This window comes from Kribbella sp. C-35, from assembly GCF_046549195.1.
In the GTDB taxonomy this organism is placed as follows: domain Bacteria; phylum Actinomycetota; class Actinomycetes; order Propionibacteriales; family Kribbellaceae; genus Kribbella.
This window is the reverse complement of record NZ_JAJPWG010000003.1, coordinates 1,161,632-1,176,963: the sequence shown is the minus strand read 5'-3', so window position 1 is coordinate 1,176,963 and position 15,332 is coordinate 1,161,632. Positions and strand designations below refer to the sequence as shown.

19 protein-coding genes are annotated in these 15,332 nt (G+C 69.1%); 7 read left to right on the top strand and 12 right to left on the bottom strand.

The window, feature by feature from the left end; all coding sequences use genetic code 11:
* Positions 1 to 5: 5 nt before the first annotated feature.
* Together ACLJOO_RS25580 and ACLJOO_RS25575 are read right to left on the bottom strand one after the other, a co-directional pair.
* The gene (locus tag ACLJOO_RS25580) at positions 6 to 389 is read right to left on the bottom strand and encodes a hypothetical protein (RefSeq protein ID WP_410789898.1); all 384 of its coding nucleotides are present in this window, start codon (positions 387 to 389) and stop codon (positions 6 to 8) included.
* Positions 390 to 399: 10 nt separating this feature from the next.
* Entirely contained in the window at positions 400 to 1,500 is a 1,101-nt protein-coding gene (locus ACLJOO_RS25575) for an FAD-dependent oxidoreductase (protein ID WP_410789897.1), read from the bottom strand.
* A gap of 71 nt (positions 1,501 to 1,571) precedes the next feature.
* Between ACLJOO_RS25575 and ACLJOO_RS25570 the strand changes: the two genes are divergently transcribed.
* A complete protein-coding gene (locus ACLJOO_RS25570) occupies positions 1,572 to 2,276 on the top strand; it encodes a TetR/AcrR family transcriptional regulator (protein ID WP_410789896.1) in 705 nt (234 codons plus the stop codon).
* On the opposite strand, the gene ACLJOO_RS25565 is transcribed toward ACLJOO_RS25570, so the two are convergent.
* Complete coding sequence (locus ACLJOO_RS25565) at positions 2,273 to 3,148, bottom strand: LysR family transcriptional regulator (protein WP_410789895.1); 876 nt, start codon at positions 3,146 to 3,148, stop codon at positions 2,273 to 2,275. The genes ACLJOO_RS25570 and ACLJOO_RS25565 overlap by 4 nt on opposite strands.
* Positions 3,149 to 3,230: 82 nt before the next feature.
* Between ACLJOO_RS25565 and ACLJOO_RS25560 the strand changes: the two genes are divergently transcribed.
* Positions 3,231 to 3,974 (top strand): sulfite exporter TauE/SafE family protein, encoded by a 744-nt coding sequence (locus ACLJOO_RS25560; protein ID WP_410789894.1) that lies wholly within the window; start codon positions 3,231 to 3,233, stop codon positions 3,972 to 3,974.
* The gene (locus ACLJOO_RS25555) at positions 3,971 to 4,228 is read left to right on the top strand and encodes a hypothetical protein (protein ID WP_410789893.1); all 258 of its coding nucleotides are present in this window, start codon (positions 3,971 to 3,973) and stop codon (positions 4,226 to 4,228) included. The genes ACLJOO_RS25560 and ACLJOO_RS25555 overlap by 4 nt, the downstream gene beginning before the upstream one ends.
* Here ACLJOO_RS25555 and ACLJOO_RS25550 read toward each other — a convergent pair.
* The 7 genes from ACLJOO_RS25550 to ACLJOO_RS25520 are packed head-to-tail and all read right to left on the bottom strand — an operon-like array spanning position 4,212 to position 11,200.
* Positions 4,212 to 4,709, bottom strand: coding sequence for a YkvA family protein (locus ACLJOO_RS25550; RefSeq protein ID WP_410789892.1), 498 nt, complete (start codon positions 4,707 to 4,709; stop codon positions 4,212 to 4,214). The two genes, ACLJOO_RS25555 and ACLJOO_RS25550, sit on opposite strands and share 17 nt — an antisense overlap.
* Before the next feature lie 22 nt (positions 4,710 to 4,731).
* The gene (locus ACLJOO_RS25545) at positions 4,732 to 5,148 is read right to left on the bottom strand and encodes a DUF3592 domain-containing protein (protein WP_410789891.1); all 417 of its coding nucleotides are present in this window, start codon (positions 5,146 to 5,148) and stop codon (positions 4,732 to 4,734) included.
* Complete coding sequence (gene xylB, locus ACLJOO_RS25540; RefSeq protein WP_410789890.1) at positions 5,149 to 6,597, bottom strand: xylulokinase; 1,449 nt, start codon at positions 6,595 to 6,597, stop codon at positions 5,149 to 5,151.
* A 10-nt stretch (positions 6,598 to 6,607) separates the two neighbouring features.
* Positions 6,608 to 8,074: a mannitol dehydrogenase family protein gene (locus tag ACLJOO_RS25535; protein ID WP_410789889.1), complete on the bottom strand. Its 1,467-nt coding sequence runs from the start codon at positions 8,072 to 8,074 to the stop codon at positions 6,608 to 6,610.
* Positions 8,071 to 8,916: a carbohydrate ABC transporter permease gene (locus tag ACLJOO_RS25530; RefSeq protein WP_410789888.1), complete on the bottom strand. Its 846-nt coding sequence runs from the start codon at positions 8,914 to 8,916 to the stop codon at positions 8,071 to 8,073. The genes ACLJOO_RS25535 and ACLJOO_RS25530 overlap by 4 nt, the downstream gene beginning before the upstream one ends.
* The gene (locus ACLJOO_RS25525; protein ID WP_410789887.1) at positions 8,913 to 9,878 is read right to left on the bottom strand and encodes a carbohydrate ABC transporter permease; all 966 of its coding nucleotides are present in this window, start codon (positions 9,876 to 9,878) and stop codon (positions 8,913 to 8,915) included. The genes ACLJOO_RS25530 and ACLJOO_RS25525 overlap by 4 nt, the downstream gene beginning before the upstream one ends.
* 11 nt (positions 9,879 to 9,889) lie before the next feature.
* Complete coding sequence (locus ACLJOO_RS25520) at positions 9,890 to 11,200, bottom strand: ABC transporter substrate-binding protein (protein ID WP_410789886.1); 1,311 nt, start codon at positions 11,198 to 11,200, stop codon at positions 9,890 to 9,892.
* Between the two features lie 182 nt (positions 11,201 to 11,382).
* Here ACLJOO_RS25520 and ACLJOO_RS25515 point away from each other — a divergent pair, with 182 nt between their 5' ends.
* Positions 11,383 to 12,330, top strand: coding sequence for a sugar-binding transcriptional regulator (locus ACLJOO_RS25515; protein WP_410789885.1), 948 nt, complete (start codon positions 11,383 to 11,385; stop codon positions 12,328 to 12,330).
* Positions 12,331 to 12,336: 6 nt separating this feature from the next.
* The gene (locus ACLJOO_RS25510) at positions 12,337 to 13,125 is read left to right on the top strand and encodes a phosphotransferase enzyme family protein (RefSeq protein WP_410789884.1); all 789 of its coding nucleotides are present in this window, start codon (positions 12,337 to 12,339) and stop codon (positions 13,123 to 13,125) included.
* Here the strand turns inward: ACLJOO_RS25510 and ACLJOO_RS25505 are convergent.
* Positions 13,082 to 13,516, bottom strand: a complete 435-nt coding sequence (locus ACLJOO_RS25505; RefSeq protein ID WP_410789883.1) for a hypothetical protein — start codon at positions 13,514 to 13,516, stop codon at positions 13,082 to 13,084. The genes ACLJOO_RS25510 and ACLJOO_RS25505 overlap by 44 nt on opposite strands.
* Positions 13,517 to 13,575: 59 nt before the next feature.
* Between ACLJOO_RS25505 and ACLJOO_RS25500 the strand changes: the two genes are divergently transcribed.
* Entirely contained in the window at positions 13,576 to 14,175 is a 600-nt protein-coding gene (locus ACLJOO_RS25500) for a uridine kinase (protein ID WP_410789882.1), read from the top strand.
* A 139-nt stretch (positions 14,176 to 14,314) separates the two neighbouring features.
* Positions 14,315 to 14,935 carry a hypothetical protein gene (locus tag ACLJOO_RS25495; protein ID WP_410789881.1) on the top strand — a complete coding sequence of 207 codons (621 nt, stop codon included), beginning with the start codon at positions 14,315 to 14,317 and terminating at the stop codon, positions 14,933 to 14,935.
* Positions 14,936 to 14,949: 14 nt separating this feature from the next.
* On the opposite strand, the gene ACLJOO_RS25490 is transcribed toward ACLJOO_RS25495, so the two are convergent.
* A complete protein-coding gene (locus ACLJOO_RS25490; protein ID WP_410789880.1) occupies positions 14,950 to 15,306 on the bottom strand; it encodes a hypothetical protein in 357 nt (118 codons plus the stop codon).
* Positions 15,307 to 15,332 lie beyond the last annotated feature (26 nt).

Below are 15,332 nucleotides of genomic sequence, written 5' to 3'. Positions count from 1 at the left end.
TATCTCTACGCTCCGGTCGCCTTCCGGCGTGCGGTGTCTGCTGCCAGCGAAGCGACCGCGCGGATCTGGTCGTTCGTCGTGCTCTCCAGCACCTCGGCGATCAGCTCGGCGTCTTCCGGTTCAGCCAGCGTCGTCAGCACGTTCAACGCACTCAGGTGATCGAATCCGGCCGGGACGTCCTCTGCTGCGTCGACGGGCGGCCGCACCAGGATCCCCACCGCAACCTGCCGCACCTCGTCGGCCATCGGCTCGAGCGGGTTTCCGCCACTCACCTGCGTGTACGCCGCGGCCACCTGGTACATGTTCAACGCCCGGCACACCATGTCGAGGTTCTGGCTGTGCAGCAACGCGCCGAACGCCTGCAGGGGAATCGCCTCGTCCGGATTCATACCCGAAACGCTAGTCGACGGGATCCGGTTGGAAGAACCGCAGTACCTTCTCCCCGGCGTCCGGTCCGGAGATCATCTCCAGCGCCCTCGCGGAGAGCTTCGCCGCCTCGGTGCTGCGAGCCAGCATCGCCGGCTCGTAGGCCGCCACTGCGGCGTCCAGGTCACTCGGATGCGCGACGATCGCGAGAGCGAGCTCGGCCGCGTCCAGCATGGCCGCGTTCGCGCCTTCGCCCACCGGTGGCATTAGATGCGCCGCATCGCCGAGCAGGGTGATCCCGGACCGGCGCGGCCAGGTCAGGCCGATCGGCAGTACGGCGATCTTGCGCACGACGAACGGCTCGTCGCAGGCACGCAGCAGCCGCGCGAACCGGGGATCCCAGCCGTCGACCAGCCGGGCAACGTCCGTGCGTTCGTCGACGAGGTCCTCCGGGCCCTGCTGCGACAGGCTCACTCCGATACTGCCGTCACCGTGCCGCTGGGCGGACAGCCGTAGGTCGGGACCGAAGACCCAGAAGTTGCCGCGGCCAACCATCTCGGCGAGCTCGGGCTGGGTTCGATCCGCGTCGTGGATGGTGCTGTGCAGCGCGATGGTCCCGGCGTACTCGGGTTCGGCGTCGGTCAGCAGCCGGCGCACCCGGGAGTTCGCGCCGTCGGCGCCGACGAGCAGGTCGGCCTCCACCAGACTGCCGTCGGCGAAATGTACGACGTACCCGCCGGCGGACCGCGGCTCGGCGTGACTGAAGGCGCGGCCCCAGCTGATCGCGCCGGCCGAGAGCGAGTCGACCAGCAGGTCGCGCAGGTCGGCGCGGTCGATCTCCGGACGGGCCATCGGCGCATTGTCCGGGGTGTCCCGCTGGAGCAGCAGCTTGCCAGTGTGGTCCAGCATCCGATGGTCCTGCCCCTCGCGCCGGGCCGCGGCGAGGAACTCGCTCTCGAGCCCGGCCGCACGCAGCGCGAGCTGACCCGTGTCGGCATGCAGGTCGAGCATGCCGCCCTGGGTCCGGGCCTGGCGGGAGGCGTCCCGCTCGAAGACGACGGCGTCGATGCCGTGGACGTGCAGGACCCGCGCGAGCGTCAGCCCGCCGGGACCGCCGCCGATGATCGCGATCATGATCAGCTCCTCTCGATACACTGTATCGTCAATATACACCGTATCGAATGAGGCAATGTATCGTGCGAGAGGTGGCAGACACTCCGTCGATCTGGGAACGGCCCGAGCCGCCCGAGCGGCGGGCCCCCAGCCCGCTGAGCCGGGAGCGGATCGTCCGCGCCGCCGTGACGCTGGCCGACGCCGAAGGCCTCGAGGCCGTCTCGCTGCGCAAGGTCGCGGCGGAGCTCGACGCCGGCCCGATGCGGCTCTACCGCTACATCGGCACCAAGGACGAACTCCTCGACCTGATGGTCGACGCCGTGTACGCCGAGATTCCGCCACCGTCCGGGTCCGGCTGGCGCGAAGTGGCCCGGTCGTACGCGCACGGGATCCGCACAGCCGGCTTGGAGCACGAGTGGCTCGCCGAGCTGCTCGACGGCCGGCCGCGCTTCGGCCCGGCGGCCGTCACCCACGCCGAGGCCACCCTGGCTGCGCTCCGCGCGGCCGGCCTGCAGGAGATCGACTCGATCATGAGCACGGTCGAGGCCGTCTCCACCTACCTGCGGGGCGCGGTTCGGACCGAGGTCGGCGAGCGGCGCGCCGAACGCGCCTCCGGTCTCGACGAGCGCGAATGGCAGCACGCGATGGCGCCGCACCTGCTCGCGCTGTTCGCCACCGGCGACTATCCGATGATCTCCGAGGCAATGCACGACGCCGAGCACCGCACCGCCACCGAGCGGTTCGAGCAGGGGCTGGGCTATCTCCTGGACGGCATCGAGCAGAGCCTCTCGGACTAGCCGGCGGCAGCCGCGTGCAGGTGGGTCGCGAGAAGGTAGGCCGGCTCGGGCGCGTTCGCGGCGTAGCAGAGCAAGTGCTGGCGGGTGGACCAGGAATCCTGGAGCGGACAGATCTCGACGGCCGTGCTGGCGTCGACGGCTCGCCGGGGCACGATCGCAAGCCCTGCTCCCGCGGTGGCCAGGGTGATCAGGGCATGCAGGGTGGGTACGACGGTGCGGTACCGAGGTGCCGGCGCGTGCGGGCCGAGGCGATCGTCCATCCACTGACTGAGCGGCGAGTTCGGGACGAGGCCGACGAGGGGATGCTCGGCAACCTCGGCGTACGCGATCGAGGCCCGTCCGGAGAGGGTACCGCCGGCCTGGCCGATCACGACCAGCGAGTCGTCGGCCAGCGGTTCGGTCCGCAACTGGGTCGGCTCGTCGTCGAGGATCACGCCGAGGTCCGCCTCACCGGCCGCGAGCAGACGGACACTGCGGATCGTACGGCGCTCGCTCACGTTCACGTCGTACTCCGGATGGTCGCGGAGGAACGTGGCGAGGGCGGCCGGGACGAGCTGGTGCATCGCGGACCCGCCGGCGACCAGGCGGATCGGTGCTGATCGCGACACGGCGTACGACGCGACCGCGCTGTCCAAACGGGTGGTCTCGGCGAGGACCTCGCGGGCGTGGCGGGCCAGGGTCGCGCCGGCCGGGGTCAGCCGGACACCACGGCGCTCGCGCACCAGCAGGGGTACGCCGGCCTGCGCTTCGAGCGCTCTGACCCGCGCACTCGCCGAAGGCAGACTGAGGTGCATCAGGCGCGCGCCGCCGGTGATCGAGCCTTCCGCAGCGACGTGGGTGAAGAGCCGGAGGTCGTCGAGGTCGTACCGCATGGGACCAGCCTACGGCTCAGGCTAAGGCTGGCTACGGGGATCGCGCATTGTGGAGTACGCGCCGAACCCGGATCCTCGAAGGGTGCTGCTGATCCTCCTGGCCGGTGTCGCAGCCGGCGCGCTGAATGCCGTCGGCGGTGGCGGGAGTTTCGTGGCACTCGCCGCCCTGGTCGCCGCCGGGATGCCGCCGGTCACCGCGAACGCGACCACGACCGTCGCCCTGCTCCCCGGGAACGCGACCAGCGCGTGGGTCTACCGCCGCGAGCTCGAAGGCCTCACCCAGCCGTCGCCGACCCGGCTCACCCTCGCCAGCATCACCGGCGGAGCGATCGGAGCGGGCCTGCTGCTGTTGTTGCCCGCGGCCTCTTTCGACGCGGCGGTCCCGTGGTTGCTGGCGTTCGCGACCGTCGTGCTGGCCTTCGGCAAACGGCTCACGGCGGCACTCCGGCTCGGACGGCCGGGGCCGGCGGTCATCCTGGCCGGGCAGTTCCTGCTGGCGATCTACGGCGGGTACTTCGGCGGCGCGGTCGGGCTGATGATGCTCGCGTTCTGGACGGCGACGACCACCCTCGACCCGGCCCGCGGGAACCCGCTGCGGGTCATCCAGGTGGCGGCGGTCTACCTGACCGCGGCGGTGATCTTCGTGTTCGCAGCCGACGTACTCACGCAGCCGTCGCACCTGGTCGCCCTGCTCGCGGGTGCGGTGATCGGCGGGTACGGCGGGGCGCATCTCGTCCGGCGACTGCCGCCAACGATGCTCCGCGGGCTGGTCCTCACCACGGCTGTCCTGATGACCGGGCTGTTCTTCGTGCGGGCGTTCGGATGAAGCCCGCGCAACTGGCAATGGCCTACCAGGCCTGTGAGGTCGCGGACCTGGCTGCTGCGGCGGTCGAGCTGCACGATCCGGTGGAGGCGGCGTCGCAGGCGGCCCGGGTACTGGCGGCGGCCCAGCAACTGGTTGCCGCCGCCAACCGTATCGGCTCGTGTGAGATGCCCGGAGATCCTCTCCAGCTGTTCGCCTACGAGCATCCCGAGGAGGCGGCCGACGACGTGGCCGACTGGATCAGCCGCCGTCCGTAGCCCGCCGACCGGTCGGCGGTTGGTGCGGGAGTTGCTCGCGCTCCTTCCGCAGATACAGGCCTGCCGCGGTCGAGACGCTGGTGAGCAGCCAGACCACGACTCCCGCATCGTCGGTGACGCCAATGACCGGCAGCAGGTCCGGGAGGATGTCGATCGGCGAGACCAGGTAGACGAGGGCCAGCAGCCAAAGGAAAGTCCGGCTCTTCGGCAGGTCGGCGTACGCGCCCCGGCGTACGTCCCGCAGCAGCCGCGGCAGCGCCTGCGCGCGCTCGATCACGTTCCCGACCGGCACCGGCTCGCCGTTGGCGATCTTCCGCCGCCGGACCACCCGCCGGCGCACCACACCCAGCGCCCCGACCCCGGCGCCGATCACGAGCAACCCGATCCCGACAGCAACGGCAGGCAGCCCGACAACGTCACCGTCCCGGAACAGCAACGTCAACAGCCCGATCACCCCGAGCAACCCACCGAAGTACACCATCCACCCAGGGTAGAGGCAGGCGTTACGGCCAGAGGCCGACGATGCCGTAGGCGAGGAACCCGGCGGCGATCAGTCCGAGGATGACGCCGGGGATCCAGTAGTCGAATCCCCAGTCGGCGGCCTGCATCCGGCTCGGCTTCTTCGGGTCGTACACGACCTGGATCGTGTCCCCTGGGTCGGCGTCCTCATAGTTCGAGGTGTCCTCGGTGACCGTTTCCCCGGCGAGCGTGCGGTACCTGACCGTGATGGACGACGACTTGCCGTTGGACTCGTCCAGGACGGTCGCACTGACCACTTCACCGCGGTGCTTCAGCAGGTACAGGTCGTGGACCTCGAAGTACAGGATCCCGACGAACACGACCGCGGCGACCAGGCTCAGGGCGGCTTCGATCCGGTCGTCGCCGCGGTGCTTGCCGCGGTGCGGCCGAGACTTGCTCACCTACCGGTTGTACGACTCGGCCAGCAGAGGGCGGGTCTTGGTGAGGACCTGTTCGTAGTTGGCTCGGATGGTGGCGGCGTCGACGGTGATGGCGGGCTCGGGTTTGCCGACGGGGACCTGCCAGGTCGGCGGGGTGGCGGCGCCGGAGAGGGCCCAGGCGGCTTGGCGGGCGGCGCCCAGGGCGACGTACTCGGCCGGCTCGGGGAGGACGACCTCGGCACCGAGGAGGGCCGGGGCGAGAGCCTGTACGGCGCGGGAGCGGGCGCCGCCGCCGAGGAGCAGGACGCGGTGGACCGGCAGGCCCTGGTCGCGGAGCGCGTCGACGGCGTCGGCGAGACCGCAGAGCAGGCCCTCGACCGCGGCGCGGGCCATCGTGGCGGGCTGCATGGTCGCGCGGGTCAGGCCATAGATCAGGCCGGTCGAGTGCGGGAGGTCCGGCGTACGTTCGCCGTCCAGGAACGGAAGCAGGACCAGGCCGTCGCTGCCCGGTGAGGTGATCGCGGCCTCGTCGAAGGCGGACAGTTCCAGGCCGAGCATCTGCGCGGTCGCGGACATCACGCGGGCCGCGTTCAGCGTGCAGACGAGCGGCAGGTATTCGCCGGTGGCGTCCGCGAACCCGGCCACCAGACCGGTCGGGTCGGCGGTCGGGTGCGTCGAGCGGGCGAACGCCGTACCGCTGGTGCCCAACGACACCGCGACGTCGCCGGGCTGGAGGTCGAGTCCGAGCGCAGCCGCGGCGTTGTCGCCGGTGCCGGCCGCGATCGCCGCACCGAACGCCGTCTGCCCGACGATCTCTGCCGGGCCCGCAACGCGCGGCAGAGCAAGTTGCCGACCGAAGGCCAGCTCCACCAGATCAGTCCGATAGGTATTGGTCGCCGGCGACCACCACCCGGTCCCGGACGCATCCCCACGATCGGTGGTGATCCCATCGATCCCGGAACGGTCAGCAGCCAGCCGATGCGTCATCCAGTCGTGCGGCAGCACGACGGCCGCCGCTCGACGCACCGCCTCCCGCCGCATCGCGCCGGCGTCGCGGGCGGCTTCGTCTCTTAGCCAGCGCAGCTTGGTGACTGTGAAAGATGGGACTGGGACGGAGCCGACTGCTTCTGCCCAGGCTTGGGCGCCGCCGAGTTCGGCGACTAGTTCGGTGGTGGCGTCGGCGGAACTGGTGTCGTTCCAGAGGACGGCCGGGTGGACGACCTCACCAGAGTCGTCCAGCAGCACCATCCCGTGCTGCTGCCCGCCGATCGCGACCGCCTGGACGCCGTCCAGCAGGCCGTCGGACGCGGTCTCCCAGGCCTTCCACCACTCGGCCGGGTCCACCTGGGTGGCATCCGGGTGCGGTGCCCGGCCCTCGCGAACGACCGCTCCGGTCTCTGCGTCGCACACCAGAACTTTGGTCGCCTGGGTGGAGCAGTCCACCCCGGCAACCAGCCTCAGCTCAGTCATGGCGTCCAGACTAGAGGGCTTCGAGAGTGGCGCGGGCGCCGATCTCGTGGAGCGACCTCAGGGCGGCCTTGTACGGCGTGACGAAGCGCTCGTCCGACGCCAGGTCCCCGAACAGGTCCGGGTCCGAGATGAACACCAGCGGGTCCTCCCGGTTGTGCTGCGCCCGCTCGACGAGCTTGTCGCGGAGCCGGTCGACGACCTCGATCGGCCGGCCCTGCTCGTCGACGCCCTCGGCGTACCGCGCCCAGGACGCGACCACGAGCACCGACCGCTTGATCTCCCGCCCGGCCGCGAGTTGCTCGCGCACCACCGGCAGCAGCCACTTCGGGATCCGGTCCGAGCTCTCCGCGCACAGCCGCGCCAGCGTGTCCCGTACTTCGGGATTCGCGAACCGCTCGATCAGTTGGTGCTTGTACCGGTCCAGATCGACCCCGGGCACCGGCGGCAACGTCGGCGTACCTTCGTGGTCCATGTAGCCGAGCAGGAAGTCGACGTACAACTTGTCCTGGCAGACCTCGTGCGCGTACCGGTACCCGTCCAGGTACCCGAGGTAGCACAACGCCTGATGCGAGGCGTTCAGCAGTCGCAGCTTCATGAACTCGTACGGCTCGACGTCCTCGACGATCTGGACGCCGACCTCCTCGTACGGCGGCCGCTCGCCGCCGAAGTCGTCCTCGAGCACCCACTGCGTGAACGGCTCGCACACCACCGGCCAGCCGTCGTCCACGCCGAACCGCGACGCCAGCGCCTCCCGGTCGGCGTCCGCGGTGACCGGCGTGATCCGGTCGACCATGCAGTTCGGGAACCGCACCTCGCTCTCCAGGAACTCGGCGAGCTCCGGGTCCTTCAGGCGCGCGAACGACGCCAGCATCTTCCGCGCGACGTGCCCGTTGCCCGGGATGTTGTCGCACGACATCACGGTGAACGGCGGTACGCCGGCCTCGCGCCGCCGACGCAACGCCTCGACGATGAAGCCGAACGCGCTCCCCGGCGTCGCGCCCGGCTCGAGGTCCGCGGCCAGCGCCGGATCCGAGGCGTCGAGCTCCCCGGTCACCTGGTTCACGTGGTACCCGCCCTCGGTGATCGTCAGGGACACGATCCGCGTCGCCGGGTCGACCATCCGAGCCAGCACGGCGTTCGGATCGTCCGGCGCGAACAGGTAGTCGACGATCGACCCGATCACCCGCGGCTCGAGCGTCCCGTCCGGAGACTTGATCACCAGCGTGTACAACGTGTCCTGGGCGGCCATGACGTCGGCCATCCGCCGGTCGTGCGGGAGCACGCCGACGCCGACGATCCCCCAGTCCAGCGCCTTGCCTTCGTTCATCAGCCGGTCCAGGTACATCGCCTGGTGCGCCCGGTGGAACCCGCCGACGCCGAAGTGCACGATCCCCGGCGTCACCGCCGTACGGTCGTACGACGGGACGGCGACCTCGTTGCCGAGCGCACCCAACGACGCGGTGTCCAGTGCGGTCACTTGACCGCCCCCAGTGACAGGCCCTGGACGAGCTTGTCCTGGGCCGCGAACCCGGCGATCAGCACCGGCAGCGACACCACGATGGACGCGGCACAGACTTTGGCGAGGAACAATCCTTGGCTGGTCACGAACCCAGTCAAGAACACCGGAGCCGTCTGCGCCACGGTGCCGGTCAGCACCCGGGCGAACAGCAGTTCGTTCCAGCTGAAGATGAAGCAGATCAGCGCGGCCGAGGCGATCCCCGGCGTGACGATCGGCGCCACCACAGAGCGCAGCGTGCGGACCAGGTTCGCCCCGTCGACCGAGGCCGCTTCGAGGATCTCCACCGGCACCTCGGACAGGAAGCTGCGCAGCATCCAGACCGCGATCGGCAGGTTCATCGAGGTGTACAGGATGATCAGCAGCCAGATGTTGTCCAGGAACCCGACCGACTGCGCGAACAGGTAGATCGGCAGCAGGCCGGCGACCACGGGCAGCATCTTGGTGGACAGGAAGAAGAACAGCACGTCCGTCCACTTCTTCACCGGCCGGATCGACAGCGCGTACGCCGCCGGGAACGCGAGCAGGATGACCAGCACCGTGGACAGGATGCTCGCGGTCAGCGAGTTCGCGATCGACGGCCACGGGCCGGTGTCGAAGAACGACCTGTACCCGTCCAGCGTCAGCGGCGCGCCCAGGTCGGGCGGGTTCTTCGCCGCGTCCTCCTCGGTATGGAACGAGGTCAGCAGCATCCACAGCACCGGCAGTACGAACAGGATCCCGACGATCCACGCCAGCCCGCCCAGGAAGAACCCGCCACCGCGGCTCTTCTTGCCCGTCACGATCGTGACCTGGCCGCTCATCGACCCGTCTCCTCTCGGAACAGCGTGGACACCGAGCGCAGCGCGAAGGTGGCGATGGCGATCGTGCCGATCACCACGATCACACCGGCCGCGGACGCCCGGCCGTAGTCGTGCGCGGTGTAGAAGGTCTGGTAGATCGTGTACGGGAGGTTCGCCGTACCGAGGCCGCCGGACGTGATCGTGAAGACCGCGTCGAAGTTCTGTACGACGTAGATCGACCCGAGCAGCGCCGACAGCTCCAGGTACTGGCGCAGGTGCGGCAGCGTCATGTAGCGGAAGATCTCCCACTGGTTCGCGCCGTCGATCCCGGCCGCCTCGATGACGTCCAGCGGACGGCTCTGCAGACCGGCCAGCAGGATCAGCATCATGAACGGCGTCCACTGCCAGACCAGCGCGAAGATGATCGACCACAACGGCTGGTTGCTGATCCAGTCCGGCTGCGGCGCGTTGTCGCCGAACAACCACTTCAGCACGCCGTTGAACAGCCCGTACGTCGGGTTGTAGAGCGCGTGCTTCCACAGCAGGGCCGCGGCCACCGGCACGACCAGGAACGGCGTGATCATCATTGTCCGGACCACGCCCCGGCCGCGGAACTTCCGGTCCAGCAGCAGGGCGATCAGCAGCCCGAGCACCAGGCTGATGAGGACGACGCCCGCGGTCAGCAGGATCGTCACCCAGATCGCGTGCCGGGTGTTCGCGTCGGTGATCACGCGGCGGAAGTTGTCGATCCCGGCGAAGCCGCGCTCGTCGGGGTAGTACGCGTTCCAGTCCATGAAGGACACGACGATCGTGACCACGAACGGCAGCTGGGTCACGATGATCATGAACACCAGCGCGGGCAGCAGCGGACCGCGCCGCGCCCAGTCGCCGGTCCTGCGCATCAACGTGCCTTCGGAACCCGGCGGCGGCGTCGCGTGACGGCGCCGGGGCGTCTTGGTGTCAGGTTTTGCTTCGACAGACATGACCCCACCCCTCACTTCGCTTGCCGCGAGCGGTATCGCTCGGCGACGTCGTCGGCGAGCACTTGCCCGCGTTTCAGTGCCTCGTCGACGCTCATCCGTCCGGCGATCGCCGAACTCACGTCCTGACTGACCTGGGTCCCGAGGTCCGGGAACTCCGGGATGTCGATGAACTGGATACCCGGCGCCGGCCGCGGCTGGGTGCCCGGGTCCTTCGGGTCCGCGTTCTCGATCGCGCTCTTGGTCGGCTCCGCGAACGCCGACGCCTCCTTGACGTACTCCGGGAGCTCGTACGTCGACGCCCGCTTACCGGCCGGAACGTTGGACCAGCCAACCTTCTCGCCGACGAGCTTCTCGTAGTCCTTGCCGGACGCCCAGGAGATGAACTTCCAAGCGTTGTCCTTCTTCTTCGAGGCTTCCTGGATGCCCCACGCCCACGCGTACAGCCAGCCGGAGCTGTCGGTCTTGACGACCGGTGCGGGCGCGTAGCCCATCTTGCCCTTGACCGGCGAGTTCGGCGCCTCGAGCGAACCGGCCGCCGACGTGGCGTCGTACCACATCGCGACGTTGCTCTGGATGGTGTTGTTCAGGCACTCGGTGAAGCCCGCCTGCGGCGCACCCGCCTCACCGTGCGCACGGACCAGGTCGACGTAGAACTTGGTCGCCTCGGTGAACTCCGGCGAGTTGACCTGCGCCTGCCAGTCCTGCGTGAACCAGGTGCCGCCGAACGTGTTCACCACCGTCGTGAGCGGAGCGAACAGCTGACCCCAGCCCGGCTGGCCGCGCAGACAGATACCGCGCATCCCCGGCTGCGCGTTGTCCACCTTGGCCGCGATGTCCGCGACCTCCTGCCAGGTCGGCTTCGCCGGCATCGTCACGCCCTTGGCCGCCAGGATGTCCTTGCGGTACATGAGGAACGACGACTCGCCGTAGAACGGTTCGCCGTAGATCTTGCCGTCGTCCGCGGTCATCGACTGCGTCATCGGCTTCAGGACGTCGTCCTGGTCGAACGACGGATCCTTGTCGATGTAGTCCGACAACGGTGCGATCCACTTGCTCTTGGCATAGATCGGGATCTCGAAGTTGCTCACCGACGCCACGTCGTACTGACCGGCCTGGCTGGAGAACTCCTGGCTGATCTTGTCCCGGACGTCGTTCTCCGGCAGCACGGTGAAGTTCACCTTGATGCCGGTCTGCTTGGTGAAGTTGTCGGCGGTGAGCTTCTGCAGATCGACCATCTGCGGGTTGTTCACCATCAGCACGTTGATGCTGTCGTCACCACCGCCGCCGCCTCCACCGCCTCCCCAGCCCGCACAGCCACTCACCGCACTCACCAGGAATGCGACAGCAACCGCTCCGATGCGTTTGCGCCTAGTCAGCACCTCTGCCTCCGCTCATTTGAGCACGCCTCCGCTCACACCAAGAGTGAACCGGGAAGGGGCTTGACCTGTCAAGGGTCTGTGCAACACTTGGGGACACGTGTGCTCATATGAGCGGGGAGGCGTTGATGGAGACGTTCGGGCCGGCACAGCTGGTGCTGACGGCGTCGATCGCGCGGCGGTACTACGTCGACGGCCGGTCGAAGGTGGAGATCGCGGACGAGTTCCGGCTCAGCCGGTTCAAAGTCGCGCGATTGCTCGACCAGGCGCGCAGCAGTGGGCTGGTGCGGATCGAGATCAGCCATCCCGGCGCCATCGATCTCGACCTCTCCGCCCGTCTGCAGGAGACTCTCGGTCTGCGCCGCGCGATCGTCGTGGACACCCCCGAGATCGACGAGCCCGCCTTGCGCACGCAACTCGGGAAGGCAGCGGCTGACCTGCTGTCAGAGATCGTCACGCCCGAGGACGTGCTCGGGCTGGCGTGGGCGCGTGCGGTGACCGCGATGACCGAGCAGCTGACGTCACTCGCCCCGGTGCCGGTCGTGCAGCTGACCGGCGCGCTGACCCGCCCGGACGTCGAGGCAAACTCGGTCGAGCTCGTCCGTCACACCGCGCGCCTGTCGGGCGGACCGGCGTACCTGTTCTATGCGCCGCTCGTGGTGCCGGATGCCGCGACGGCGCGCGCGTTGCGGCAGCAGCCGGAGGTCGCGGAGGCGATCAGCCATTTCGACTCGGTGACGAAGGCGGTCGTCGGGCTCGGGTCGTGGTCGGCCGGCCAGTCGACGCTGTACGACGCGATGGACGAGAAGGCCTGCGAACAGTTGCTGCGCCGCGGCGTCGTGGCGGACATCTCGGGCGTTTTCGTGGACGCGGACGGCGTACCGGTGCAGAGCCGGGTCACCGATCGGGTGATCGCGATCAACGCCGACCAGATGGACCAGATCGACGAGGTGATCGCGATCCCGTACGGACTCGCGAAGGTCGCGGCGGTGCGGGCCGCCGTACGCAGCGGGCTGGTGAACGCGATCGTTACCCACGCACCCCTGGCGAAGGCCCTCCTGCAACAGTCAGACTGACCGGCGATGCCTGCTGCTGAGGTCGAGTTGGTCGGGGGTACGGCGAACCGCGGGTTGGTGGTGCGGGTCGGAGATACCGTCCGGCGGCCGCTGCGCGCCAGTAGTGCGGCGACGCATGCGCTGCTGCAGCACCTGGAAAGCGTCGGATTCAAGGGCGCGCCGGCGCTCCTCGGGGTGGACTCGCAGGGGCGGGAGGTGCTCTCCTACCTGCCCGGGGAGACCGTGACAGCGCCGTACCCCTCCTGGTCGATGACGGACGAGGCGCTCGACAGCGTGGCGGTGCTGCTGCGGTCGTACCACCAGGCGGTTGCGGACTTCCGGCCTGCCGGGCTCGAGTGGGCCGAGCCGGTGCCCGCCAGTTACGTGACCGGGTTGATCAGCCACAACGATCCGAATCTCGACAACGTGGTGTTCCGGGACGGTGTCGCGGTCGCACTCATCGACTTCGATCTCGCCGGACCCGGGTCGGCCCTGTGGGACGTCGCCACCGCAGTACGGCTGTGGGCTCCATTGCGCCCGGACGCGGACATCCACGACGTACGGCGCGGGCAGTCGCTCGCTCGCCTCCGCCGCTTCGCGAACGCCTACGGCCTGACCGACGCCGACCGCCTTCGCCTGGTCGACGCCGCCGCCGACAACCACATCTGGTGCATGGACTACGTGCGACGGGGCTCCGAAGCCGGCCACCCGTGGTTCCACCAACGCTGGACCACCGGCGAGGCAGAGCTCACCGACCGCACCAACCGCTGGTTCAAACAGTCGGACGCCGCACTCCGTCAGGCTCTTCTGGGTTGAGCTCCCGCTCGGCCTCTTCCCGGCCCTCGTAGTACTTCACGTGCAGCCGCTGGATCCACGGCGGGATGAAGGCCGTCGCGATGCTCGGGAAGGTACCCCAGCCGTCGTCGCCCAGCGCGTACACCACGAACTCCGCACAGAGCAGGGCGATCACCACGATCCAGCCGCTCCGGCAGATTCGTGGCCCGTCGCCGGACATGAGCCCGCGCCGAGTGACCGCCCCGACGGCGAACATCAACCCGATCAGCAGGTACAGCATCCCCCGCGCGATCAGGTACCACTGGTCGGCACCGGCATACCTGCCGTATCCGCGAAATGTCACCACCGCGGAGACGACCCCCACGACGGCGATCAGCCCGTAGAACGCGGCCCCCAGCTTCATCTTCGGCATACCTGACTATCGCAGGTGGGGATTGGCCGTTACTGCAGGAAGTGGAAGAGAATGTGCCGGTGCGTTCACGGGTGGTGCTGCTGGCGGGGCCTTCGGGGGCGGGGAAGTCGCGCCTGGCGGAGCAGGTCGGGCTGCCCGTCGTACGGCTGGACGACTTCTACCGGGACGGCCACGACGAGGCGATGCCGCGGTCGCCGCTCGGCATCGTCGATTGGGACGACCCACGCTCCTGGGACGGCGACCGCGCGGTCGCGGCGCTGGAACAGTTGTGTACGACGGGAACCGCCGACCTCCCGATCTACGACATCGCGGCCGACGGCACTGTCGGTCACCGCCCCGTCACTACTGGCGATTCGCCGCTGATCGTTGCTGAAGGCATCTTCGCCGACCAGATCACCGGAGCGCTCCGTGATCGCGACCTGCTGGCGACCGCGATCTGCGTGTACCACCACCGCGTCGTCACGTTCGTCCGGCGGTTCCAGCGGGACCTCCGCGAGCACCGCAAGCCCCCGCTGACGCTGCTCCGCCGAGGCCTGCTGCTGCTCCGCGACGACCCGCAGGTGGTCCGCCGCTGTGTCGCCGCGGGCTGCGAACCGATGCATCCGAAGGCCGCCCGCGCCCGGATCGAGACGCTTCTCACGCAGGCGACGTCTCAATAAGACAAGGTTGTTCGCCTGAAGTTCACCAAGTTCTGTTGGTATCGGTGCCGACCATCGGATGCACTCGGGGGGCGAGTGGCCGGACGGAGAGGGACCCGTGAGACGGAATGCGTCAGGCGTTGCCGTTGTAGTGAGCGCAATGCTGCTGAGTGTGACCGCCTGTGGGAGTGAGGACGGCGCGTCGGCGAGTGCTGCCCAGACCCCGGCGGCGAAGCACTCCGCGCTCTCGGGTACGGCGGACAAGTCGGCGAAGAGCCTGCTCGCCGGCCTCGTTGCGCTCCCCCGCGGGTACGTCGCGGATCCGCGCAACGTCACCGGTCCGTTCACTGCGACGGCGTACCTGAACACCTGGTCCGCCGACCCGGCGCTGGACCGCGCGCTGCTGCTGAACGCGAGCTTCGTCGAGGGGTACCGGGCGACCCGGCTCAGCCCCGACAAGAAGAAGCGCTACACCGTGCAGCTGTTCAAGACCGGCTCGGCCGCCAAGGCGCAGGCGCTGCAGAAGGGCCTGTGGAACCAGGACGTCCACGATCACCCGATCACGATCCCGAACGCGCTCTCCGACGCCAGCGTCGAGTACGACGGCAGCACCGATCAGTCGATCGCCGTAGCCGAAGCCAGCCTCGCCGTAGGCCCGATCGTCGTAGAACTCACCATCCGTGAGACCGGCGCCCTAGGCACCAACCTCACGCCGGACACCGCCCTCATCACCACCCTCGCCAAAGAGCAGCACACCCGCCTGACCACAACCTCCAGCTGAGCCGTCCGGTGAGCTCAGCTCGGCGAGATCTTCAGCCAGACATAGTCGTGGTCGCCGAACTCGATCGCCGACACGGCCACCGTGTGGCCGAACGCAGTGCCGTGATCTCCCACCGCGAGCGTGAGCTGCACGGACTCCGCTCCGCTCTTCAGCACCGACAGCATCGCCCGGTCGGGGTCCTTCAGCACTCCGCCCACACCCACCTCGACGCCTGCCGGCCCGGACGTCACGGTCCCCTGGGAGACCCGGACCGACCCGTCGGCCGGGGTGGTGAAGGAATCGCTCGGGTGGTCGGCGTCGGCCGAGTCGCACGCGGTCGCGCCGAGCAGCACTGTGCTCCCCAGAGTCAGAACCGCTATCAGCCTTCGCATGGTGCCTTCGTATCAACCCGACGGCT